Below are 21,294 nucleotides of genomic sequence, written 5' to 3'. Positions count from 1 at the left end.
GGCGAGTGTCGCCACCAAACCCATGGCGCCTGCGGCCTGGAGGAAGACCCTACGGCTAGTCTTCCCCTGAAGTGATTCTTGGAGCATCAGATTGCCTCTCGTTTTTTTGTGTTCGGAAAGCTAAATCAGACGTCAGACGTCCTACGTGATAAACTGAAGTTATACACACTCGAGTGAAAGGTCAAGCATCGGATGCCAAATCATGACAAGTCGAAATCAGGAGTTTTCGCATCCGAAACGTCGCGGAAACGCAGTTCCGTGACCGACCAGATCAAAGACTTTATCTTGACCAAAGGGCTCAAATCGGGCGACCTGATGCCCACCGAAACCGAAATTTGCGCTGAACTGGGAGTTAGCCGGTCGAGTGTTCGCGAGGCGATTCGGACCCTTGCTGCGCTGGACATCGTGGAAGTCAAACACGGCTACGGCACCTATGTCGGCCAGTTGTCGCTGGCTCCCCTGGTGGAGGGGCTCGTGTTCCGGGGCGTGCTCCGCCCGCAGGACGACTTCGCGGCGCTCCGCGAGGTGATCGAGGTGCGCGAGGCGCTCGACACCGTCATGGCGCAGCAGATCATCGATGCGCTGCACGGCGGCACCGACGAGATCCTCGAGGGCCTGGTGGCCACCATGGTCGCCAAGAGCGCGACCGGCGAGTCCTTCGCCGAGGAAGACCTGGCCTTCCACACCCGGCTCTTGGCTTACCTGGACAACACCCTGGTCGGCCAGCTGGTCACGGCGTTCTGGGAGATCAACACCGTGCTGTACCCGAAGCTCGGCATCGCCCCGGCCACCGATATCGACGACACGGCGCGTGCGCACGGCGCGATGCTGGATGCGGCCAAGGCCGGCGACCTCGACGCGTATCGCGAAGCGGTCATCGCGCACTACCAACCGCTGCGTCGCTCCCTCGAGAAGGCGGCGCTGCAGACCGTCGCCGGCTAGCTGCCCGCTAGTCGCCGGAGAGGCTCCGGCGGGCGATATCGAGCACCAGCTGCTCGTCGTCGACCCCGCCGCCCTCGTGGCCGTTGAACGGCCACACCGTGATCTCCTTGGGGCCCTCGTAGGCGTTGTAGGCACCGAACACCGTCGACGGCGGGCAGATCGGATCCATCAGCGCCGCGGACAGCCAGACCGGCGCGGTGGCGCGGGTGATGAAGTTGACGCCGTCGAAGTACGACAGGGTGTGCAGCACGGCGTCGGCCTTACCCCGATACCAGGACAGATAGTTGGCGATCTCCTTGTACGGGTCGGAGTCGGTGATCATGATCGCCCGCGGGAAGTCGCACAGGAACGGCACCCGCGCGGCCACGGCCCGCAGGCCGGGAACGAGGCCGGCAACGGCCAGGGCCAGCCCGCCGCCCTGGCTGATGCCGGTGACCATCACCCGGTCCGGATCCGTGGTCGGCAGCTCGGTCACGGTGTCGACCAGGCGCACGGCGTCCACGATCAGGCGTCGGTAGTAATAGGTCTCCCGCGAGTCGATGCCCCGGGTGAGGAACCCGGGAACCTGGGGCCCAGAGCCCGCCCTGTCCGGGGTGCTCCCCCGCGAGCCGCTCCAGGCCTGTCCTCGGGTGTCCAGCTCCAGGTGCGCGTAGCCGGCGGAGGCCCAGAGCAGGTTCTCGATGGCATCGCCGCGGCCGCGGCCGTAGCCGTGGAACTGAACGATCGTGGGCAGGGCATCCGTCGTGCCTGCGGGTACCCGCAGCCAGGCCTTGATCCGTTCTCCCTCGAAGCCCGAGAAGGTGAGGTCGTAGACGTCGAGGGTGGCCAGGCCGGCGTCGATCTTCTGCACCTCGAGGGCCAACGGATGCCGGCGGGAGGAGTGCAGGGTCTCGGCCCAGAACTCGTCGAAATCGTCTGGGTTCACCTGCGCGCTTCGGTAGTCGTGCAGCTCGGCTTCGGGCAGGTCCAACAGCATGCGGGCGCTCTCAGCGGACCGTGTTGCGCAGGGTGCCGATTTCGGGGATGGTGATCGCCACCTCGTCGCCCGCGCTGAGCTCGGCCGCGGTGTTCGGCGACCCTGTCATCACCACGTCGCCGGGCTCGAGGGTCATCCACCGGGTGACGTAGACGAGGGTGTCGACCACCCGGGAGGGCAGGTTGAAGGTGCCGGAGCTGGCCACGACCTGGCCGTTGACCTCCACGATGATCTCGAGGTTCTCGGGGTCGGCGATCTCGGTCTCGATCCAGGCGCCGAGCGGGGTGTAGTTGGTACCGGCCTTGCTCTCGAAGTTCTTGTTGTCCACGGCGTTGCGCTCGGCACTGGTCACGTCGTTCACGATCGTGTAACCCAGCACGTGCTCGAGGGCGTTCTCCACCGTCAGCCGGCTGGCCGTGCGGCCGATGACGACCGCGAGCTCGCCCTCGGCCACAACGGTGCCCGCATCCGCCGCCAGCACGATCTGGTCACCGTCGTTGGCTACGGTGCGCACCGACTTGAGCCAGGCCTGCACGGGCAGGGTCGCCTGCGGATCGGCGTTGTGGCCGATGCCTACGACGAGGCCGGGGGTGCTGGTGCGGGCGATCTTCACGGGGTGGAGCCTTTCATAAAGGGTGTGGCGGGTGTGGCTGGTGTGGCGGGGTCGTGCGGGGACTCGTCCAGCAGGGCGTCGCGGATGATCCGGCGCGGGTCGTACTGGCGGGGGTTGAGCTTCTTCCAGTCGATGTCGTCGAATTCCGGGCCCATCTCGTCCTTGAGACGGTCCTTGGCGCCGTCGGCCATTTCCTTGGCCTTGCGCACGAACCGGCCGAGCATCGCGGCGTAGTGCGGGATGCGTTCGGGGCCGAGCAGGAACGCGGCGATGATCGCGATGATGATGAGCTTGTCGAACGTCAATCCGAACATGGCGGGAACTCCTTCGCTGCTGTCGACCGGCCGGTCATCGAAGGCCGGCCAGCTCTTGGTCGATCCGGTCGGCGGCCTTTCGGGCCCGCCGGTCGTGGATCCAGGCGATGAAACCGGCCACGAAGTACAGCAGGATCATCGGCACGGCGAGCATGAACATCGACATCACGTCGGCGGCGGGGGTGGCGACGGCGGTGAAGATGATCACGACGACGATGGCGATCCGCCACGAGCCGAGGATCGACGTGGCGCTCAGCACACCGGCGAAGTTGAGCAGCACCAGGAACACCGGCAGCACGAAGGCGATGCCGATCGCGACCACGAGCTTGAGCACGAAGTCGTAGTAGCCCTTGGCGCTGATGATCGCCGCCGAGTCCTCCGGAGCGAACGAGGTCAGCAGCGCCACCATGTTGGGCAGCACGAACCAGCCCGCCGAACAGCCGGCCAGGAACAGCGGCACCGCGGAGGCGACGAAGGCGATCGCGAACTGCTTCTCCCGGCGCGCCAGGCCCGGCATGAAGAATGCCCAGATCTGGTACAGCCAGATCGGTGAGGAGATCACCACGCCGACGGTGACCGCAATCTGCATCCGCAGGTCGAACGCCTCGGAGATGGTGGTGAAGTTCAGCTCGGAGGCGCGGCCCTGGGCCTGGGCGATGTTGCCGATCGGAACACGAAGCGCGTCGAGCACGGGCTCGGAGAGCATCCAGCCCACGATGGCGCCCAACAGGATTCCGATAGCCGCCCGGGTGATGCGCTTGCGCAGCTCGATCAGGTGTCCGCCCAGCGTCATCTTCCCGTCCCGGGCGGACTTCACCTTCGTGACGGTGGTCACGATGGGTCAGATCCGGGTGGAGGCGCGCGTCGGGAGCGGGATGGGCTCGGCAACCAGGGTGCCGGGGTGGGTCAGCTCGGCGGCCGGGTCGGGCGCATCCGTGCCGTCGTCGTCTTTCAGGGTCTTGACTTCGCTCTTGAAGATGCGCATCGACTGGCCGACGCTGCGGGCCAGGCCCGGGAGCTTGGGGGCGCCGAACAACAGCAGAACAATCGCCAGGATGATGACCATGTGCCATCCGGTGAGGTTTGCAAGCATGATTTTCGTCTCTCGTCAGTGGGATGTAGAACGTCTGACGTCATACGCTACTGGAATTCGCCGGGAATGCAAGGGAATGCGGATCATTGGCCGAGTTCAGTCCGAGGTTCACCGTCTTCGGCGTCAGCCCAGCACCACCGCGGTGATGCGGGCGCGGAAGAACTCACCCTCACCTTGCCGACCGGTGCCCCACCACCACCCGGCGGTGAACGTGGCCGGCAGCGTCAGACCCGCGTACTCCTGCTCGCTGTGCACGGTGCAGCCGAAGGGATATCGTCCGAAAGGCGCCCCGCCGGGGTTCCCCCAGCGCCACAGGGACACGGACTGCACCTCACCGCGCGGCCCGATGCACAGTTCGGCGGATTCCGCTTCGCCGTCGACCTGCCACGTGCCGATGACGTGATCTGCCGAACGGCCGGCCGTCCAGACCGCCGTGCGGAAGCCGATGGGGGCGAGCACGATCTCGCTGGCCAGTCGCCCGGCGGCGCTGCGGGCCACGTCGGCGCCGACGGCGGTGACCACGGGAAAGAGCCCGAGCATCCGCCAGCGCATCTCCCCGGTGCCGGTGGTGAACCGGTCGAAGCCGCGCACGGGCAGCCCGGCCACCCAGGCCGTGGCCGCCCAGATGTAGCCGATGCCGGGAGCGAGGATCTGACGGGCGGAGAACCTCCGCCAGACGCCGAGCCTGATCTCGCCGCGCATGGTCAGCTGCACCGAGCTGGAGAGGGGCGTTCCCGTGGGGATGGCGTGAGTGAGCCAGCGCCGTGCGGGTTCGGGCAGCTGCGCCACGAGCTCAAGCGCGAAGGCCTCGGTCGGGTTGGGGCGGGCGGCCAGCTGGCGCCACGCCTCGCTCACCTGCCGGGCTTCGCCCGGAACGTGGTTGGCCGTCACGGCGTGGCCCCGGCGTTCGCGGTGCGGAACGGGTGCCGGGGCGCGCCGTGGGCCGGCGCCATCCCGTAGCGGGCGAGTACAAGCTGAACGGCGAGCCGTGGCGCATCGGGGTTCGCGGGTGCCCCGGTGATGAGCGCCCGCACGTACAGCGGACCGGCCAGCGCGTCGAGCACGAACTCGACATCGGTGTCCGGCAGTAGTTCAGCGGTGGCTATGCCGCGCTGGACGGCATCCCGCCACAGCCGTCGGGTGGGCTCGATGATCAGGGTGCGATAGCTCGTGGCGAGCTGAGGGTCGGTCGCCATCTCGGCGACGAGTCCGGGCAGCACCCGACCGAGCGGCGTGTGTGTGAGCGTCACCGACAGCCGGGTGGCGTAATCGAGCAGCTGTTCGGCGACGCTGCCGACGCGCACACCGGTCTCCCCCGGCATCTGCGTGGCCATCGCCTCGACGACGAGCTGGGACTTGTGCGGCCACCGTCGGTACACGGTCGGCTTGCCCACCCCGGCCCGCCTGGCTACCCCGGCGATGGTGAAGCCGGCGTAGCCGACCTCACCGAGCAGATCGACGGCCGCGGCGATGATGGCCGCGTCGACATCGGGATGCCGCGGGCGCCCGCGCTCCCGCGCCGACCCTCGTTGCGGTCGGGCGGCCAGGTCGTCCGGTGCCATCACGCATCTCCCCAATAACGTTACGGCTCGTAACGTTATGACGAGTGTATCGATGTGCGGCGGAAGCTGGTTTTCGGCCCGACTATCTGATAGATATAACTAGAAGATATAAGGAGTCTATTGATGGCTACGACAGACCAGACCCGGATGGCCGTCCTCGGCGGCCTGAGCATCGCGCCGATGACCGGGTACGCCCTGCGTGAGCAGATCCGGGATGCCCTCGGGCATTTCTGGGCGGAGAGCTTCGGGCAGATCTACCCCGCGCTCACCGCACTCGAGCGCGACGGGCTCATCGAGCGCCAGGCGGCCCTCCGCGCCGGCTCGTCCACGTTCGCCCTCACCCCGCTGGGCACTGAGCGCCTGCGCGAGTTGCTCGCCGAGGCCCCTCAGCCGGTGAAGCCGCGAAACGGTGTGCTGCTGCGGCTGTTCTTCGGGCGCCAACTCGGTCAGGAGGCCTGCCGGAAACTGGTGGCGGACACGCGGGCCACCGCCGAGGCCGAACTCGCCGGGATGTGCCGCATCCGCGAGGAGTTGGAGGCCGACACCGGACCGGATGCGCCGTACATTCTCCTCACCGTGCTGGCCGGCGAGCATGCCGCGCGCGCCTCGCTCGCCTGGGCGGATGAGGCGCTGGGTGTTCTCGACGGCCTGGCGTCGGCGGCCCCGCCCGCTGCCAACTCCGCCGCCACCCCCGCCCGGGAGCACTCATGAGCGCCGGTTCGACCGTCTCGCGCCGTCTTTTCCCACGGCGGCGAACCGCGATTGCCGTCGCACTCGGGTTCCTCGTTGTCGTGATCTTCCAGATCAGCCTGATGCTCGGTGCACCGTTCGGCGCCGCCGCGCTCGGTGGCGCGAATGCGGGCACCCTGCCGGCCGAGCTGCGGATGGTCAGCGCCGTGAGCGCGGTGATCTGGGTTGTCGCCGCGGTCATCGTGCTCGCTCGGGGTGGGCTCGGGATGCGCGTGCCACCCGCGTTGAGCCGTTGGGGCACCTGGGTGCTGGTGGGGTATCTCGCGCTGGGCGTGCTCATGAACCTGGCCTCATCCAGCCCCTGGGAACGGTACGGCTGGGCCCCGTTCACGGCCGTGCTGTTCGGTCTGACGCTGCTTCTGGCGCGCAGTGAGCGAGAAGGCCCACGGGCCGGGCCGACGGGGGTGCCCCGGTGAGCGCCGGGGTGGTGACCGGCGCGGCCGTGCTGTTCTGTGTGCTCATGGCCAGTCTGATTGTCTTCCAGGCCGCACTCATCGCCGGTGCACCACTGGGGCAGTTCGCCTGGGGCGGGCAGGACCGGGTGCTGCCCATCCGGAAGCGCCTGGGCAGTGCCACGTCGATCGGTCTCTACCTGATCTTCGGGGTGCTCGTTGTGCAGCGCGCCGGACTGGCCGACATCATCCCGTGGCCCGGGTTCGTCATCGTTGCGACCTGGGTCCTGGCCGGCTACTTCCTGCTCGGCATCGTGCTCAATGCCGCCTCACGGTCGCAGCCGGAGCGGTGGACCATGGCGCCCCTCTGCGCGGTGCTGGCCGGCCTCACGGTGCTCGTCGCGCTGGGCTGACCTGGCCCGCTCGGGCGGCCCGGCCCGGCCCGCGCTCGTCCCCGCGGCACGCGCTGTAGCGGGTGCCGCCGGGCATAAACCCTGCCGCCGGGCATAAACCGTGCCGCGAACAGCCGCGGCGGAGCGATCACTACGCCGTCGAGGTGGCCCGGGTGTCTCCAGCCACAGCCCGCGTGCGGCATCGGTGCAGGCTCTGTCGGAGCAGGTGCTCTCGGGTCCTGCCAGCGACCTCGGGCCACGGGCCACAACCTGCAGTACGGTGAACGCACATGCAATCGGGACCGCGTTGGCGTGTTCTCCCGAACGACCACACTCGAGAGGTGAACGGATGGCCGGTTCCGCCGTAGTCACCCCGGTCGCGCCCCGTCTGCAGCGGGACCGGTTCCTGGTGCCCGATGTGGCACGCGGCGTCGCCATCCTGGCCATGCTCATCGCGCACGCCGGCCCGCTGATGTTCGACCAGCCCGCCGCAACGGCCTTCCTGCAGGGCCAGTTGAACGATGTGGCCTCCCCACTGTTCGCCACCACCATGGGCGCCGCCGCGGCGATCGTGCTCGCCAAGGCCGGCACCGCGTCCGCCCAACGAACGGTGATCCTGCAGAACGTCATCCGGGGCGCCGTCCTGGTGCTGCTCGGGTTGCTGTTGTCCACCTGGGGCAGCTGGATCGCGATAGTGCTCTCCTTCCTGGGCATCGTGCTCGCCATCGGCACCCCACTGGTGCTGCTGGGCACCCGGGCGCTGGTCGCCGTGTTGGCGGCGGTGCTGGTGCTCGGCGCCCCCCTCAATGAGCTGATGCTGGCCGCCACCGGTCCGCTGATCACCCTGGGTGAGCGCACCCCGGCGAGCTTCCTCCTCGAGTGGCTCTTCCTCAGCCCGCACTACCGGGTGACCAATCTGCTGCCCTGGTTCCTGTTCGGGGCCCTGCTGTTCCGCATCCGTTTCGGTGGCCGCCGGGCGGGCTGGATTCTGATGGCGATCGCCGTGCCCGCCTGGTGGCTCGGGCCGCTCTGGCGCGGCGCGACCGGGGCTGAGTTCAGCCCGTCGGGCAGCTACCTCGACACCCTGCACGATGCCGGGCTGGTGCTCGGGGTGCTGGGCGTGATCATGCTGCTCGCGTCGCTGCGGGGGCGGCGAACCGCGGCCGTGGTGCGTGCGGTGTTCCTGCCGTTCGAGGCGATCGGCTCGATCTCGCTGTCGCTGTATGTGTTCCAGGTGGCCGTGGTGGGGTGGATGGCCGGCAACGGGATCAGCTACGGCAGCACCGACCCGGTCGCCTGGCTTGTGCTCGTGATCGGCGTGCCGATCGTGGGGATCCTTTGGTGGCGGTTTGTGGGCAAGGGCCCGATCGAGTGGCTGATCGGCGTGCTCTCGGGCCGGTACCGGCTCCGCCGCTCGAGCACCGTCGGTGCCGGCTCAGCGAGGTAACGCTGCCGGTTCGCGCGCCACCCCGAGTTGCTTCACATTCCCCGTTCGGGACGCCCGACGAGGTGTTTTCGGCAACTGGCGAAGATTCCGCTCGGCGACTTCGGGCGAAGCGCCCCTTGGACGCTCACCATGCGGCACTGTGCGACCACTCGGCGTCGACGCGGCACCGGGAGGCCGGACTAGGTTGCCGCCTGATGCAACGGCTCGAGCGCGGAGTCGAGGGCCGCTTCCAGCGGCCAGGCCGAGCGCATCGGCTGGCTGAGCACGAGGCCACCCTGGATCGCGGCGAGGATCACCACGGCGATGCGCTGGGGGTCGACCGCCTGGTCGATCAGCCCGCCGGCCTGCATTTTCGTCACGCCCGCTGCCAGGGTGTCCCGCCACTGGGCCATGCTGGCGCTGAAGAAGGCTTCGAGGTCGGGGTCGGTCATCGCGGCCTGCGTCGCCAGCGACCCGATCGGGCACGCCCACCGGCCGAGGCCGAGGTAGTAATCCACCAGCGCGGCGCGCCACGCGTTCCAAGACTCCCAGGTGCTCAGGTCGTGGATGTAGGGCTCCTGCGCCGCGAGCAACTGCTGGCCTTCCCAGGTCGCGACCTCGCGCACCAGTTCGGTCTTGCCGCCGGGAAAGTAGTGGAAGAGCTGGCTCTTGCTGGTGAGGGTGGCGGCGCGAACGGTGTCCAGGGTGGTGCCGCCGATGCCCGCGGCAAGGATCTGCTCTCCGGTGGCCTCGATGATCCGCTGGCGGGTGGCCCGGCCCCGCGCGGTGATCTTCGTCTCCTCCATGCGTCGATCGTAGCGTACTGGACCGCACGGTCCAGGGTGTGGTACGAATGGACCGTGAAGTCCAATAGTGAACTCCAGCCCCAGCCCCAGCCCCAGCCCCAGCCCCTGTCCCCCGATTCCCGATCGCCCTTCGGGGCCGAATCGACCGCACTCGACGTGGTGCGCGGCCTCGACCTGGGCGGAAGCTCCGCCCTGGTGACCGGGGCCAGTTCCGGCATCGGGGTGGAGACCGCGCGGGCGTTGGCCGCCGCGGGCGCGAGCGTCACCCTCGCGGTGCGGGATCTGGCGGCCGGCGCCCGCACCGCGGAGGAGATCCGCTCGAGCACCGGCAACAGTGCCGTGCGGGTGGCCCACCTCGACCTCGCCGACCTGGGCACGGTGCGGGCGTTGGCGGCGGGGTGGTCGGGCCCGTTGCACATCCTGGTCAACAACGCCGGCATCATGCACACCCCGGAATTGCGGACGCTCTCCGGGTGGGAGATGCAGTTCGCGGTGAACCACCTGGGCCACTTCGCTCTCGCGACGGCGCTGCACCCGGCGCTGGCCGCCGCCGACGGGGCCCGGATCGTGGCGGTGAGCTCCAGCGGGCACGGCTCGAGCGGCATCCGGTTCGACGACCTGTTCTTTGAGCGGGATGCCTACGACTCATCGCTGGCGTACGGGCAGTCGAAGACCGCGAACGTGCTGTTCGCCCTCGAGGCCACCCGGAGGTGGGCGGACGACGGCATCGCCGCAGCCGCCCTGATGCCGGGCGGCATCTGGACGAACCTGCAGCGGCACTGGGACCCCGAGGTGCTGGCGGGGATGAAGAGCCGGTATCCGGGCAAGAGCCCTGCGCGGGGAGCCGCGACCTCGGTGTTCGTAGCCACCCGGGCGACGCTCGGCGCGGGAACGCCGGGCTACTACGAGGACTGCCACCCGGCGGCCGTGGTGCCCGCCATCGTCGACGGCATCCACGGGGTGCTCCCCCACGCGCTCGACCCCGACACCGCCCGCCGGCTGTGGGACGTGTCCGCCGGGCTGGTCGCGTCCGCCTGACCGCCCACAGGCGACGTATCCGGGGTCACGACCAGTCCGGTGGAGTTTGTCGAGACCTGGCGGCTAGGCCACCGACCAGCCGCCGTCGCTGGCCAGCACCTGGCCGTTCACGTTCACGCCGTCGTCGCTGAGCAGGAAGGTGATCGACGCGGCGAGCGCATCCGCCTCGACGGCGTCGGTCAGCACCGCCATGCCGGCGCGCACCCGCTGGGCACCGAGCTCAGACGCGAACTTCGCCTCGATGTTGGTGATGACGGGGCCGGGGGCCACCGCGTTCACCCGGATGCCGCTGGGTCCGTACATGTACGCGCTGCTCTTGGTCAGCCCCACGACGGCGTGCTTGGACGCCGTGTAGGCCACGCCGGCCGCGGAGCCGCGGAGTGCCGCCTCTGAGGCCACGTTGACGATGGAGCCGTACTGGCGCTCGAGCATTCCGGGCACCACGGCGCGCATGAGCTTCATGCTGCCGTCCACGTTGATCGCGAACACCCGCTGCCAGACGGCGTCGGTCACCTCGTGCACCGGGGTCATGTCGTCCATGATGCCGGCGACGTTGGCGAGGGCGTCGATCTGGCCGCCGGCGGCTTCGACGATCGCGGCGATGGCGGTGTCGTCGGTGATGTTCGCCACCACCGGAACGATGTCGGCGCCGGCGAGCTCGGCCACGAAATCGTCGAGGCGTTCCCCGGAGATGTCGACGGCGATCACCCGGCCGCCCTCCCGGGCGACCCTGGCGGCGGTGGCCCGGCCGATGCCGGAACCGGCTCCGGTGACGATGACGGTCTTGCCGGTGAACCGGCCCGCGTCGATGCGTTCGACCCACTCGGGGCGTTCGACGGCGGCGGGGCCGGCGGCTGCCGGGGCGGCGGGCGGCGCATCCGTTGCCGCGGCGGAGGCCGGCACGTCACCGGCCGCGACCCGGCGCACCAGGTCGTCGATCAGCTCGGGCGGGAACTGACCCTTGCTGAGCTTGACCAGACGCTTGATCGCGAGCTTGCGCACCGGGCGCAGCGCGTCGGCGCTCTGGCCGCCCTGGGCGAGCAGGTCGCGCAGGATGGGTCCGCCGATCGGGTCGTCGAGCCAGGAGCCTACGGAGGAATCGGCGGTGAGGATGCTCTGGGTCATGCGAGTGGTTCCTTTTCTTTCGGGATGACCGTCTCCGCGGGGTTGACGGAGACGGAAGTTGCGGCCGCGTGCAGGGCGGCGAGGTAGCCGAACACCATGGCGGGGGCGATTGTGGAGCCGGGACCCGGGTAGGTGTGGCCCATCACGGAGGCCGTGGTGTTGCCGGCGGCGTAGAGTCCCGGGATCGGGGTGCCGGCCTCGGTGAGCACCTGGCCGTTCTCGTCGGTGAGCAGGCCGCCCTTGGTGCCGAGGTCACCCGGCACCACCTTGACCGCCGTGAACGGGCCTTTTTCGAGCGGGCCGAGGTTGGGGTTGGGTTTGACGCTCGGGTCGCCGTAGTAGTTGTCGTAGACGGTTCGGCCGCGGCCGAAGTCCAGGTCCACCCCGCTTCGGGCGAAGCCGTTGAACCTCTCGACGGTGGCCCGCAGTGCTCCCGGGTCGATGTTCAGCCGGTCGGCGAGCTCCTCGAGGGTGTCCGCGGTGACGACGATGCCGTTGGCCCGCAGGGCCTTGCCGCCCGTCATCAGCGGCGAGAACAGGTACCGGCGGCGGTGCCGCACGTCCACGATCAACCACGACGGGATCGTCGGCGTGTGCCGGTGGTGCTCGATCATGTCGTGGCCGAAGTCGATGTAGCTCTCGGACTCATTGGTGTACCGGGAGCCGGCCTGGTCGACGATGATGCCGAACGGCATCGACCGCTCGGAGAGCATGAACTGGGCCGTGCCGTCGACCATCGGCACGGCGGAGCCCCACCAGGCGTCGTCCATCATCGCCAGCGCACCGCCGGCCTTGACGCCCACGTCGATGGCGGTGCCCTGGTCGCCGGCGGCCGCCGAGCTGTTGCCGGGCATGCCGTGGTACTTCTGGCGCCACTCCTGGTTCTGGGCGAAGCCGCCGGCGCCGAGAACCACGCCGGCCCGGGCCCGGATGCGCACCGGTCCGGCCCAGGTGGTGACGATCGCGCCGACCACGCGGCCGTCCTCGAGCACCAGCTCGGTGACCGGGGAGTCCAGGAGCACCTCGGTGCCCTGCCTGCGCACGATCTCCATCAGCGACATCACCAGGGCGCCGCCGAGCCCGTGCAGGCGCTTGCCGGTGACGATGCCGCCGAGAGTGCGGAAGACGAAGCGGGCGCCGCGCACGAAGCCGCTCGGCGTGGACCAGGCCCTGGACAGCAGCCAGACGTCGTCGGTCTTCAACGGTGCCGGGATGCCCTCATCGGCGCGGGAGGACTTCACCCAGTCGCCCAGGCGCTTGGCATCGAAGGGTTGCACCTCGATGCCACGGCCGACCCTGCCGCCGGGCCGGTCCGGGTAGTAGTCGGGGTAGTCCTTCGCCGCGCACCAGCGCACACCGAGGCCGGCGAGCAGGCCGAACACCCGCGGCACGGCATCCACGAAGGCCTCTCGACGCTCGATGGAACTGGCCGGGCCGGCGTCACCGATTGCCGCTGCCATGTAGGCGAGGGCGTCGGCGCGGGAGTCCTGGATGCCGAGCTTCTTCATCAACGGGTTGTTCGGCATCCACAGGCCGCCACCGCTGAGCATGGTGGTGCCGCCCCAGCGGCCGGTGCTCTCGACGATGAGGGCGGTGAGTCCAGCGTCGGCGGCGGTGATGGCGGCGGTCAATCCCGCGGCGCCCGATCCTGCTACAAGTACGTCAACTTCGCGATCCCAGTGGGCGGTCATGACTCCTCCTCGATCCGGACAACACTGTCCGGATGTAACCTACCTCGGTGGGCACAAATTCCAAAGCGAATCGGGGGCCGAGTGCCGGACCCGAAAACCGCCGGGCGCTCCTCGCCGCCGCGCGGGAGGTCTTTGCCGCCGACGGCTTCTCCGCGCCGCTGAGCGCGGTGGCCCGCCGGGCCGGCGTGGGCCAGGGCAGTCTCTACAGGCATTTCCCCGATCGCACCGCCCTGGCGATCGCCATCTTCGACGAGAACCTCGCGGCGCTCGAGACCTTCGTGGACCGGCCGGAGAGCACCCTCGACGACCTGCTGGACCGGGTGATCGAACAGGCGCTGGCCTCGACGGCGCTCATCGACCTGGTGATGGCGGATGCCCACGATCCCCGCGCGGTGCACCTGGCCGACCGGCTCGACATCGTCGTGGCGCGTCTCCTCGTGCGCGAGCAGGCGGCCGGCCGGATCGGCGAACACGTCGGTACCGCCGATGTGATCCTCGCGGTGTCGATGCTGGCCGGGGTGCTGGCCCGCAGCGACGCCGCCGACCGCCCGGATGTGGCCCGGCGGGCTTGGGGTCTCTTCCACGCGGCGTTCACCCCGCGCTGAGCGGCCAGACGGACGGCAACATGGTGGGGCGGGGCTGCTCGTCCGCGGGTGGGCAACCCGGTGCCGCGGCGGCATACTGACGGCAACATCCGTCTGTGACACCTGCGGAAGGTACCCCGTGAGCTTCTGGATCTGTGCCACCTGTGGCGTCGAGCACGCCGAGAACACCGGCGTCTGCGCCATCTGCGCCGATGAACGGCAGTGGGTGCCGGCCGACGGCCAGCGGTGGACCACGCTGGCCGACCTGTACGAGGCGGGCTACCGGGCCGAGCTCCTCGAGCTCGAACCCGACCTGTTCGGCATCGAGAGCACCCCGACCGTGGGCATCGGCCAGCAGACCAAGTTGCTCTGCACCCCCACAGGCAGCGTGCTCTGGGACCCGATCGGCTTCGTGGACGACGACATCGCCGGCCGGGTGCTCGAACGCGGGCCGGTGCGCGCGATCGTGGCCAGCCATCCGCACATGTTCGGCCTGCAGGTGGAGTGGAGTAGGGCGCTCGGCGGTGTGCCCGTGCTGGTGGCCGAGGCCGACCTGGCCTGGGTGGCCCGACCCGACCCGGTGATCCGGGCATGGTCGGGCGAGGTGCGCCTGTTGCCCGGCGTCACGCTGATGCAGGTGGGCGGCCACTTCCCCGGCAGCGGGGTACTGCACTGGGCGGCCGGCGCGGCGGGGCGCGGCGTGCTGCTCAGCGGCGACACAGTGTTCGCCAACCCCGACCGCACCTCGGTGAGCTTCATGCGCAGCTACCCCAACCGGCTGCCGCTGTCGGGTCCGGTGGTGGAGCGGATCGCCCGCACCCTCGAGCGGTTGACCTTCGACCGGCTGTACGGCAACTTCGACACCGTGATCGCGGCGGATGCCCGCGCCGTGGTGCGCCGATCGGCCGACCGGCACTGGGGCTGGGTGCGCGGCGACTTCGACGACCTCACCTGAGGCGCGTGGGTCACTCGGCTCGCGGGGTCCGCTCTGGCGGTTCGGGGAGGATGCGCAGGCCGGCCGGGGTGTTCGCCACCTGCACGAGTTCATCGATCCAGGTGCGGTTGAGCGTGGGCTCCCGCTTGCCGGAGAACTCGAAATCGAGGGGTACCGCGGGGTTCAGCCAGATGGAGCTGTGGCCACTGCCCGAGTCCTTGGACCGTTCCCAGGAGAATGCGAAACTCTCGCCCCGGCGCAGCTTGGCCACGATCACGACCTTGAGGTGCGCGAGTGTGCGGTCGTCGATCTCTACCGAGATCGCCGGCGTCCCGTAGATGAACTTGCCCATCACATTCCTCGTTTTGCACATTCCTCGTTGTGACCGGAGGGCCCGCACGATGCGAGGACCGGCGCGGACTGGTGTCTCACGACGGAGTGTAGGCCGAGGTGGCTTCGCTGGCTATGACACTCGGCACCCGCCGGTCGTCACCGGTCGAACAACCCGTCGCTGCCCTGGTCGATTTCCTCGACTGCCCTGTTGAAGTCCGCGGCGTGCTCCTCGGCCTCTGCCTCGGTCTCGGCCGATGGCTCCTTCACCGCGAGGATGTGGCTGGGCGGGAAGACCGGCAGGGGAAAGAGCGCGATCTCACCCGCGAGCGAGTCCTCCGCGACATCGGCCACATTCAATTCGGTGGCCGGGCCGAGCACGAGAGTGTGCGTGCGGGTGCTGCCGTCGGGTTCGAGCACCTGGATCTCCACCGCAATGCTCTCCTCACCCTGGGAGTGCGCGGTGACGTAGTCGAGTAAGGCTTCCGCGACGTCGTCGCCGGTGAGGATGGTGCCACCGGCGTAGGTGATGAGCTTCATGCCACCGACGATAACCGCGCGGCGGGGTCTTGGGAATGACCTCGGCCGGGCAGCTGCTACCCGACGAGCGCCTGCACGGCGGCCGATCCTTCGGGCAGCACCAGGTCGATCCGCGCCGCGCCCAGACGGACGGTGACGACGGATGCGCCCAGGTAGGTCGGGTGCGGCGCCAGCACGATCTCATCGATCGCGGCCAACGGGATGCTCGTGTGCGAGCGCGACAGATCGGGGGTGCTTCCGCGCACCAGCCAGCCCTTGCGGCCGACGATGTGCAGCTCACGGTCGGTGCGGCACAGCACCGCTCCGTGCAGGGTCATCGGGTAGAAAGCGTGCACGGCCCGATTGACCAGGCCGCCGCGGGGCGGTAAGACCATCCGGCCGTGGGCGGCGAGCAGGATCGCCCCGAGCTCGTGGCGCATCACGTCGAAGTATGAGGTGACCAGGCCCACATCTTCCTTGCCCAGGTCGAGCAGATCGAGGTCGGCGGGCGGGGCATCCGCTTCGGGGATCGTCACGGCGGGCGTGGGCCGCAGCGCCGCCAGCGTGAGTTCGCTCAGCACGTCGATGAGGCGGGTGATCACCTGTTGCGACGACCCGTTGTACGGCACGGTGAGGGTCTCGCCCGTGCGGGCCAGGATGTCGAGGCGGCCGTCCACCATGTCGATGGTTTCGGTGACCGCAGCGACGTCGCCGTAGCCGAGGGTCCTCTCGGTGTAGCCGCGGGGGCTCCCGCTGGTGTCGGCGTTCACACGGCTCAGCACGACGAGCGTCTCCGGGGCCGCGATGATCAGGTGGTCGTACAGGTCCATCGTGGGCAGCGCATCGCGCCGGCTGATGTTGCGGGGCACCTTGAGCACAAGCCGGCTGGTGACAAAATCCACCGGGTAGTCCCGGTACAGGCCGGGGACCTCTGTGGCGTCGTGCACCCGGTCCACCCAGGGGCCGAAGGCATCGAATTCCGCCGATCGTGTCATATCCGTCGAACTCACTGGCCGCTTTCCGGGGCCTCCGCGCCGGTGCGTGCCCCCCGCGGCCACAGTGCCGCTGAGGATCAGGCTAGACCTTCCACGCCTCCGGCCGTGACCACGGAATTCCGGGCGGCCCCCGAACCGCGCGCAGACGAATCCGCTTTCGAGAGTGCTAGCACGCGGGAGGCGTGTGGCGGACTTCGCCGCGCCGGACCGTTTCAGAGAAGTGCACAGCTCTCTCCCCAGCTTTTCCACAGCCCAATCCACAGCCTCAGCGCGGTGATTCCGGGGTTTTCCACACCCTGTCCACAGGGTTATCCACAGGTTGGAATGGGAAAGTACTTTCGAACAATCTCGTACTCCCGGTATTCGGGTCCGGTGCCGAGCCCTAGGAGCGCGATGCGGCCGGAGCTACACTCACCGCATGGAAACGCAGCATTTCTCAATTGTGGTGAATGCACCGGCCGCCATCGTCTGGCAGACGATGTTCGACGATTCCACCTACCGGCAGTGGACGAGCGTGTTCAACCCGGACTCCTACTTCGAGGGTGACTGGTTGCCCGGCAGCGAGATCCGGTTTCTCGGCAGCAATCCCGGCGGTGAACTGAACGGCCTGAACGGCATGTACGGGGTGATCACCGAACATCGTCCGTACGAGTTCGTGCTGATCGAGTACCAGGGCCAGATCGTGAACGACGTCGATGACACCACCAGCCGGGAGGCCAGGCAACTGATCGGCGCGCGCGAGGCCTACTCTTTCAGCGAGGTCGACGGGGTGACGACGGTGACGATCGACGTGGACACCGCGGACACCTACGCCGAACTGTTCGGTGAGCTGTGGCCAAAGGGGCTGGCCAAGCTCAAGGGTCTGGCAGAGGCAGCCTGGGCGCAGCGGGCAGCCGAACCGGCTGCGCGGACGCGTGACCGGAGCTACACTCCCGCCATGGAAACCATGCATTTCTCAACCCAGATCAATGCCCCGGCCGAAATCGTCTGGGAGACGATGCTCGACGACGCCACCTACCGGCAGTGGACCAGCGTGTTCAACCCGGGGTCATATTTCCTCGGCAGCTGGTTGCCCGGCAGCGAGATCCGGTTTTTCGGCAGCGACGAGGACGGGGACGAGGGCGGCATGGTCGGGGTGATCGTCGAGCACCGCCCGCACGAGTTCCTCTCCATCGAGTACCGCGGGCAGATCGTGAACGGCATCGAGGACACCACCAGTGACGCCGCCAAACGGTTGATCGGCACCCACGAGAACTACACCTTCACCGAGGCCGACGGGGTCACCACCCTGACGGTGGATGTGGACGTGGACGATGAGTGGGCCGGTATGTTCGGCGAACAGTGGCCCCTGAGCCTCGAGAAGCTCACCCAGCTCGCCGAGGCCGAGGTGGCCACGCGCGGTCAGCATCCGGCCGACTAGTCGGACCTCGCCACCGTACGGGACGCCGGGTTCGCGCAGGCCTGGAAGATGCCGGCCAGTGCCGCCCACTGCAGCAGGATGACTGTCTTGCCGTCGACGATGCGGCCGTCGGCCACCATGGCCAGGGCGTCGTCAATGGGCACCTCGAGCACCTCGATGTCTTCGCCCTCCTCGGCGAGACCGCCCCCGGAGTCGACCCGGTCGGCCGGCCCGTACCCGGCCAGATAGAAGTGCACCAGCTCGGTGACCGAGCCCGGGCTCATGTACAGGTCGAAGAGGTGCCGCACCGCGCCGACCCTCACGCCGAGCTCCTCGCCGGCTTCCCGGCGGATCGCCACCTCGGGGGCGTCGTCGTCGAGCAGCCCGGCCGCGGTTTCGATGAGCATGCCGTCGGCGTGGCCGTTGACGTAGGCGGCGTAGCGGAACTGCCGGGTGAGCAGCACGGTGCGCCGGTCCGGGTCATAGAGCAGGATGGTGGCGCCGTTGCCGCGGTCGTACGTTTCCCGCTGCTCGGTGACGACCTGGCCATTGCGCCGCCGGTAGCCGAAGGTGGTGCGCCGCAGCACATGCCATCCGTCGGAGGTCACCTCCACCCGCTCGACCGTGACGGCCGGGTTGCCGTGCAGGCCGGTGCCGGCCTGGTCCAGGCCGGTACGCCCCCGACCGTCCGGCAGGTCGACGCCGAGCCGCCCGAGTGCGACCGGGGTCACCGGTGCGCCGATGCTTCGGCGAGGCCCGGGATCTCAGTGATGCTGGTGTACACCGGGATGCCCCGGCGCCGGGCGATGGCGACGTCCTGGTCGGCGCCGCGGGAGTCGCCGGGCAGCCTCAGCACGCCGTCGCACCTCTCGAGCAGGCGCTCGGCCGTTGGATACATCACGTCGGCGGCCAGCGGGTGGCCCACATCCGTCACCCCGGCGCTGGCGAGAACCGGCAGCGCCACCCACTCGCCGATCATCGGCAGGTGGCCGGCCTGGAAGATCGGCCAGGCCGCCTCCTCGAGGCGGGCGAGGTTCTGGCGAAGGAGCACGGGGTCGTCGCCGGTGCCCGAACGGTAGGGGCCGGCGATCAGGATCATCAGGGAGCTGGTCATGTCCGCTACAGTAATACAACGTGCAGAAACATGCATAACTCGGAAGGAACGTGAAATGCTCGCTGCGGAACGCCAGGCCCTCGTGCTCGACCGCCTCGCCAGGGACGGCAAGGTCGTGGCCAAGGAGATCGCCGCGGAATTGGGCCTCTCCGACGACAGCGTGCGCCGCGACCTGCGCGAACTCGCCGCCGCGGGCTTATGCCAGCGGGTCTACGGCGGTGCCCTGCCGGTGTCGCCCGCACTGGCGCAGTATGCCGAGCGCAGGCTCGTGGAACCCGACAGCAAGGACCGGGTCGCCGCGCGTGCGGCCCGGCTGATCATGCCGGGCAGCACCGTGATCCTCGACGGCGGCACGACCACCCTCGCGGTGGTGCAGGCGCTGCCTTCGACCCTGACCTGCACGATCATCACCCATAGCCCCACCATTGCCGCCGCGCTGGTGCCGCACGACGGCGTCGAGGTCTTCCTGCTCGGCGGCCGGCTGTTCAAGCACTCCGCGGTGACCTGTGGCGCCGCCGCGGTCGAGGCCGCCCAGGCGATCACCGCCGACCTGTTCCTACTCGGCGTCACCGGGGTGCATCCCACCGCCGGCCTGACCACCGGCGATGTGGAGGAGGCCGCGATGAAGCGGGCGCTGGCGGGCCGGGCGGCCGACACCTACGTGCTGGCGAGTGCCGAGAAGATCGGGGTGGCCTCGCCCTACCGGGTGCTGCCGTTCGACGAGATCGCGGGCCTCGTCACCGACACCGCGGCCGACGATCCGACTCTGGCCGGCCTGCGCGAGGCCGGCGTCAGCATCCTGGGCATCGGCGACTGACCGTCGACCTCCCCGCTGCTGCCGCCCGCCCGCCGACCTCGGTGGCAACTGTTGCCGAATCGGACATTTGCACCCGGCGTACCGGGTGCAGATGTCCGCACCGGGAACAGTTAAGGCTGGCTTGGCGCGGGGTCGGCAGGCACAGCAGCATCGGTGCCGGCAGCCTGGGCGGGCGGGGCATCGGCCGTGGGCACGCCGACGGTGAGCCGGCGGACGCTGGGGACGGAGAGCGCCGCGAGGCTCGCGACCACGATCACCGCGGCGCAGCCGAGCAGCACCGGCGTGGTGCCCCAGGCATGCGCGAGCGGTCCCACCAGGATCTCCCCCACCGGGATGGCGATGAACGAGCCGACCGCGTCGTAGGAGTACACCCGGGCGAGCTTGCCTTGCGGAATGTTCTGTTGCAGCGACTGGTCCCAGGCCACCCCGAACTGCTCGATGGCCACCCCGCCGATGAGGAAGGCCATGACGAGCAGCGGCACCAACGGCACCAGCGCGAGTCCCACGATGGGCAAGGCCGTCACCGCGACCAGACCCACCCCGATGCCCAGGGCGTGCCGGGGTCGCCAGCGCAGCGCGAGCATCCCGCCGAGAGCGAGGCCCACGGTTTCGGCGGCGATGATCAGGCCCCAGGCGGCGCGGCCGAAGCTCTCGTCGGCCACGAGCGGGCCGAGCACCGCGATCGCTCCCACAAACGCGGCGTTCACGAGGGCGAACTGGGCCACGACCACCCACACCCAGGTGCGGCTGGAGAATTCCTGCCAGCCCTCCCGCAGCTCCCGGAAGACGCTGGCAGGGGGCGCGGCGGCGCCGGTAGAGACGGTGCGCTGTGCGTTGGGCGTGCGAACGAACGCGAAGACGATGCCGGCCAGGGCGAAGGATGCGGCATTCAGCGCGAGTCCCCAGCCGGGCCCGACCGCCGCGATCAGGATCGCGCCGAGGCTGGCACCGAGGATCGCGCCGCCGTTGAGGCTCAGCCGCAGCAGAGCGTTGGCCGGGCGCAACTCGGTGACCGGCACGGTCTGCGGCACGATCGCGGCCGAGGCCGGAAAGCTGACGGCGGCCACGGCCCCGTTGAGGATGCTGAGGACCACGAGCAACGGGATGGTGGCCGAGCCCGACAGGACGAGCGCGGCCACCACGGCCTGGGTGGCCGCGGCCGCGAGGGAGGTGCCCACGAGCAGCAGGTGCTTGGGCAGCCGGTCGGCGATCACCCCGCCGAACAGCAGCACGGCCACGTTGGCGAGGGAGCGGCTGGCTACGACGATGCCGAGGTCCACCGCGGACCCGGTGAGGTCGAGCACCGCGAAGGCGAGGGCGATCGGGGCGGCGGCGTTGCCCAGGGTGGCGATGGTGCGGGCGGTGAGCAGCCAGCGGAACGGCGCGAAGGCGAACGGACCGGCACCGCCCGGGGCGCGGTCCTGCGCCGTGCGCCCCCGAGTACCCATGCCGCAAGTCAACCACGCCGGCCCGGCCGGGCCT

At 69.4% G+C, this 21,294-nt stretch carries 26 protein-coding genes; 10 read left to right on the top strand and 16 right to left on the bottom strand.

Annotation, left to right across the window (positions count from 1 at the left end; translation table 11 throughout):
• Positions 1–258 precede the first annotated feature (258 nt).
• Positions 259–942 carry a FadR/GntR family transcriptional regulator gene (locus C3B61_RS08515; protein ID WP_241979902.1) on the top strand — a complete coding sequence of 228 codons (684 nt, stop codon included), beginning with the start codon at positions 259–261 and terminating at the stop codon, positions 940–942.
• A gap of 7 nt (positions 943–949) precedes the next feature.
• Here the strand turns inward: C3B61_RS08515 and C3B61_RS08510 are convergent, their stop codons facing one another.
• The 7 genes from C3B61_RS08510 to C3B61_RS08480 all read right to left on the bottom strand — a co-directional run bounded on the left by C3B61_RS08510 (position 950) and on the right by C3B61_RS08480 (position 5,500).
• Entirely contained in the window at positions 950–1,918 is a 969-nt protein-coding gene (locus C3B61_RS08510) for an acetylxylan esterase (protein WP_103460225.1), read from the bottom strand.
• A gap of 10 nt (positions 1,919–1,928) precedes the next feature.
• The gene (locus tag C3B61_RS08505; RefSeq protein ID WP_165788001.1) at positions 1,929–2,531 is read right to left on the bottom strand and encodes a fumarylacetoacetate hydrolase family protein; all 603 of its coding nucleotides are present in this window, start codon (positions 2,529–2,531) and stop codon (positions 1,929–1,931) included.
• Positions 2,528–2,845, bottom strand: coding sequence for a twin-arginine translocase TatA/TatE family subunit (locus C3B61_RS08500; protein ID WP_103460223.1), 318 nt, complete (start codon positions 2,843–2,845; stop codon positions 2,528–2,530). The genes C3B61_RS08505 and C3B61_RS08500 overlap by 4 nt, the downstream gene beginning before the upstream one ends.
• 34 nt (positions 2,846–2,879) lie before the next feature.
• A complete protein-coding gene (gene tatC / locus C3B61_RS08495) occupies positions 2,880–3,680 on the bottom strand; it encodes a twin-arginine translocase subunit TatC (RefSeq protein WP_241990496.1) in 801 nt (266 codons plus the stop codon).
• A gap of 6 nt (positions 3,681–3,686) precedes the next feature.
• The gene (tatA, locus tag C3B61_RS08490) at positions 3,687–3,938 is read right to left on the bottom strand and encodes a Sec-independent protein translocase subunit TatA (RefSeq protein WP_103460222.1); all 252 of its coding nucleotides are present in this window, start codon (positions 3,936–3,938) and stop codon (positions 3,687–3,689) included.
• A gap of 123 nt (positions 3,939–4,061) precedes the next feature.
• The gene (locus C3B61_RS08485) at positions 4,062–4,829 is read right to left on the bottom strand and encodes a DUF6544 family protein (RefSeq protein ID WP_103460221.1); all 768 of its coding nucleotides are present in this window, start codon (positions 4,827–4,829) and stop codon (positions 4,062–4,064) included.
• Positions 4,826–5,500: a TetR/AcrR family transcriptional regulator gene (locus C3B61_RS08480; RefSeq protein WP_103460220.1), complete on the bottom strand. Its 675-nt coding sequence runs from the start codon at positions 5,498–5,500 to the stop codon at positions 4,826–4,828. The genes C3B61_RS08485 and C3B61_RS08480 overlap by 4 nt, the downstream gene beginning before the upstream one ends.
• A 123-nt stretch (positions 5,501–5,623) precedes the next feature.
• On the opposite strand from C3B61_RS08480, the gene C3B61_RS08475 reads away from it, so the two are divergent.
• From C3B61_RS08475 to C3B61_RS08460, 4 genes are all read left to right on the top strand, one after another.
• Positions 5,624–6,211 carry a PadR family transcriptional regulator gene (locus C3B61_RS08475; protein ID WP_103460219.1) on the top strand — a complete coding sequence of 196 codons (588 nt, stop codon included), beginning with the start codon at positions 5,624–5,626 and terminating at the stop codon, positions 6,209–6,211.
• The gene (locus tag C3B61_RS08470) at positions 6,208–6,666 is read left to right on the top strand and encodes a hypothetical protein (protein ID WP_103460218.1); all 459 of its coding nucleotides are present in this window, start codon (positions 6,208–6,210) and stop codon (positions 6,664–6,666) included. Before C3B61_RS08475 ends, C3B61_RS08470 begins: the two co-directional genes overlap by 4 nt.
• A gap of 44 nt (positions 6,667–6,710) precedes the next feature.
• Positions 6,711–7,055 carry a hypothetical protein gene (locus C3B61_RS08465; protein WP_103460350.1) on the top strand — a complete coding sequence of 115 codons (345 nt, stop codon included), beginning with the start codon at positions 6,711–6,713 and terminating at the stop codon, positions 7,053–7,055.
• Between the two features lie 328 nt (positions 7,056–7,383).
• The gene (locus C3B61_RS08460; RefSeq protein WP_103460217.1) at positions 7,384–8,481 is read left to right on the top strand and encodes a DUF418 domain-containing protein; all 1,098 of its coding nucleotides are present in this window, start codon (positions 7,384–7,386) and stop codon (positions 8,479–8,481) included.
• A 179-nt stretch (positions 8,482–8,660) separates the two neighbouring features.
• Here C3B61_RS08460 and C3B61_RS08455 read toward each other — a convergent pair whose 3' ends face one another.
• Positions 8,661–9,266, bottom strand: coding sequence for a TetR/AcrR family transcriptional regulator (locus tag C3B61_RS08455; RefSeq protein WP_103460216.1), 606 nt, complete (start codon positions 9,264–9,266; stop codon positions 8,661–8,663).
• Positions 9,267–9,320: 54 nt separating this feature from the next.
• On the opposite strand from C3B61_RS08455, the gene C3B61_RS08450 reads away from it, so the two are divergent.
• A complete protein-coding gene (locus C3B61_RS08450) occupies positions 9,321–10,304 on the top strand; it encodes an SDR family NAD(P)-dependent oxidoreductase (protein WP_244285885.1) in 984 nt (327 codons plus the stop codon).
• A gap of 63 nt (positions 10,305–10,367) precedes the next feature.
• On the opposite strand, the gene C3B61_RS08445 is transcribed toward C3B61_RS08450, so the two are convergent.
• Together C3B61_RS08445 and C3B61_RS08440 are read right to left on the bottom strand one after the other, a co-directional pair.
• The gene (locus C3B61_RS08445; protein ID WP_103460215.1) at positions 10,368–11,429 is read right to left on the bottom strand and encodes an SDR family NAD(P)-dependent oxidoreductase; all 1,062 of its coding nucleotides are present in this window, start codon (positions 11,427–11,429) and stop codon (positions 10,368–10,370) included.
• A complete protein-coding gene (locus tag C3B61_RS08440) occupies positions 11,426–13,120 on the bottom strand; it encodes an FAD-binding protein (RefSeq protein ID WP_103460214.1) in 1,695 nt (564 codons plus the stop codon). The genes C3B61_RS08445 and C3B61_RS08440 overlap by 4 nt, the downstream gene beginning before the upstream one ends.
• Before the next feature lie 47 nt (positions 13,121–13,167).
• On the opposite strand from C3B61_RS08440, the gene C3B61_RS20165 reads away from it, so the two are divergent.
• Positions 13,168–13,725: a TetR/AcrR family transcriptional regulator gene (locus C3B61_RS20165; RefSeq protein ID WP_103460213.1), complete on the top strand. Its 558-nt coding sequence runs from the start codon at positions 13,168–13,170 to the stop codon at positions 13,723–13,725.
• 118 nt (positions 13,726–13,843) lie between these two features.
• Entirely contained in the window at positions 13,844–14,659 is an 816-nt protein-coding gene (locus C3B61_RS08430; protein WP_103460212.1) for an MBL fold metallo-hydrolase, read from the top strand.
• A gap of 10 nt (positions 14,660–14,669) precedes the next feature.
• Here the strand turns inward: C3B61_RS08430 and C3B61_RS08425 are convergent, their stop codons facing one another.
• From C3B61_RS08425 to C3B61_RS08415, 3 genes are all read right to left on the bottom strand, one after another.
• On the bottom strand, positions 14,670–14,990 hold the full coding sequence (locus tag C3B61_RS08425; protein ID WP_088457684.1) for a DUF7882 family protein: 321 nt from the start codon (positions 14,988–14,990) through the stop codon (positions 14,670–14,672).
• Positions 14,991–15,127: 137 nt separating this feature from the next.
• Positions 15,128–15,508, bottom strand: coding sequence for a hypothetical protein (locus tag C3B61_RS08420; protein ID WP_088457685.1), 381 nt, complete (start codon positions 15,506–15,508; stop codon positions 15,128–15,130).
• 56 nt (positions 15,509–15,564) lie between these two features.
• Positions 15,565–16,482, bottom strand: a complete 918-nt coding sequence (locus C3B61_RS08415; RefSeq protein ID WP_103460211.1) for a hypothetical protein — start codon at positions 16,480–16,482, stop codon at positions 15,565–15,567.
• Between the two features lie 418 nt (positions 16,483–16,900).
• On the opposite strand from C3B61_RS08415, the gene C3B61_RS08410 reads away from it, so the two are divergent.
• Positions 16,901–17,902: an SRPBCC family protein gene (locus C3B61_RS08410; protein ID WP_103460210.1), complete on the top strand. Its 1,002-nt coding sequence runs from the start codon at positions 16,901–16,903 to the stop codon at positions 17,900–17,902.
• Here the strand turns inward: C3B61_RS08410 and C3B61_RS08405 are convergent.
• The gene (locus C3B61_RS08405; protein WP_103460209.1) at positions 17,899–18,612 is read right to left on the bottom strand and encodes an NUDIX domain-containing protein; all 714 of its coding nucleotides are present in this window, start codon (positions 18,610–18,612) and stop codon (positions 17,899–17,901) included. The genes C3B61_RS08410 and C3B61_RS08405 overlap by 4 nt on opposite strands.
• A complete protein-coding gene (locus tag C3B61_RS08400) occupies positions 18,609–18,995 on the bottom strand; it encodes a DUF4406 domain-containing protein (protein ID WP_244285884.1) in 387 nt (128 codons plus the stop codon). Before C3B61_RS08400 ends, C3B61_RS08405 begins: the two co-directional genes overlap by 4 nt.
• Positions 18,996–19,050: 55 nt before the next feature.
• Here C3B61_RS08400 and C3B61_RS08395 point away from each other — a divergent pair, with 55 nt between their 5' ends.
• Complete coding sequence (locus tag C3B61_RS08395) at positions 19,051–19,812, top strand: DeoR/GlpR family DNA-binding transcription regulator (RefSeq protein ID WP_103460208.1); 762 nt, start codon at positions 19,051–19,053, stop codon at positions 19,810–19,812.
• A gap of 110 nt (positions 19,813–19,922) precedes the next feature.
• Here the strand turns inward: C3B61_RS08395 and C3B61_RS08390 are convergent, their stop codons facing one another.
• Positions 19,923–21,260 carry an MFS transporter gene (locus C3B61_RS08390; RefSeq protein ID WP_103460207.1) on the bottom strand — a complete coding sequence of 446 codons (1,338 nt, stop codon included), beginning with the start codon at positions 21,258–21,260 and terminating at the stop codon, positions 19,923–19,925.
• Between the last annotated feature and the right edge of the window lie 34 nt (positions 21,261–21,294).

Source organism: Cryobacterium zongtaii (assembly GCF_002909375.1).
Classification (GTDB): domain Bacteria; phylum Actinomycetota; class Actinomycetes; order Actinomycetales; family Microbacteriaceae; genus Cryobacterium; species Cryobacterium zongtaii.
This window is presented reverse-complemented; position numbering and strand designations above follow the sequence as displayed.

Coding starts and splice junctions, on each gene's coding strand:
- C3B61_RS08460 (WP_103460217.1), top strand. CDS start 7,384: ATGGCCGGTTCCGCCGTAGTCACCCCGGTCGCGCCCCGTCTGCAGCGG.
- C3B61_RS08410 (WP_103460210.1), top strand. CDS start 16,901: ATGGAAACGCAGCATTTCTCAATTGTGGTGAATGCACCGGCCGCCATC.
- C3B61_RS08400 (WP_244285884.1), bottom strand. CDS start 18,995: ATGACCAGCTCCCTGATGATCCTGATCGCCGGCCCCTACCGTTCGGGC.
- C3B61_RS08500 (WP_103460223.1), bottom strand. CDS start 2,845: ATGTTCGGATTGACGTTCGACAAGCTCATCATCATCGCGATCATCGCC.
- C3B61_RS08415 (WP_103460211.1), bottom strand. CDS start 16,482: ATGACACGATCGGCGGAATTCGATGCCTTCGGCCCCTGGGTGGACCGG.
- tatA (WP_103460222.1), bottom strand. CDS start 3,938: ATGCTTGCAAACCTCACCGGATGGCACATGGTCATCATCCTGGCGATT.
- C3B61_RS08420 (WP_088457685.1), bottom strand. CDS start 15,508: ATGAAGCTCATCACCTACGCCGGTGGCACCATCCTCACCGGCGACGAC.
- C3B61_RS08425 (WP_088457684.1), bottom strand. CDS start 14,990: ATGGGCAAGTTCATCTACGGGACGCCGGCGATCTCGGTAGAGATCGAC.
- C3B61_RS08470 (WP_103460218.1), top strand. CDS start 6,208: ATGAGCGCCGGTTCGACCGTCTCGCGCCGTCTTTTCCCACGGCGGCGA.
- C3B61_RS08510 (WP_103460225.1), bottom strand. CDS start 1,918: ATGCTGTTGGACCTGCCCGAAGCCGAGCTGCACGACTACCGAAGCGCG.
- C3B61_RS08475 (WP_103460219.1), top strand. CDS start 5,624: ATGGCTACGACAGACCAGACCCGGATGGCCGTCCTCGGCGGCCTGAGC.
- C3B61_RS08390 (WP_103460207.1), bottom strand. CDS start 21,260: ATGGGTACTCGGGGGCGCACGGCGCAGGACCGCGCCCCGGGCGGTGCC.
- C3B61_RS08395 (WP_103460208.1), top strand. CDS start 19,051: ATGCTCGCTGCGGAACGCCAGGCCCTCGTGCTCGACCGCCTCGCCAGG.
- C3B61_RS08440 (WP_103460214.1), bottom strand. CDS start 13,120: ATGACCGCCCACTGGGATCGCGAAGTTGACGTACTTGTAGCAGGATCG.
- C3B61_RS08480 (WP_103460220.1), bottom strand. CDS start 5,500: ATGGCACCGGACGACCTGGCCGCCCGACCGCAACGAGGGTCGGCGCGG.
- C3B61_RS08465 (WP_103460350.1), top strand. CDS start 6,711: ATGGCCAGTCTGATTGTCTTCCAGGCCGCACTCATCGCCGGTGCACCA.
- C3B61_RS08445 (WP_103460215.1), bottom strand. CDS start 11,429: ATGACCCAGAGCATCCTCACCGCCGATTCCTCCGTAGGCTCCTGGCTC.
- C3B61_RS08455 (WP_103460216.1), bottom strand. CDS start 9,266: ATGGAGGAGACGAAGATCACCGCGCGGGGCCGGGCCACCCGCCAGCGG.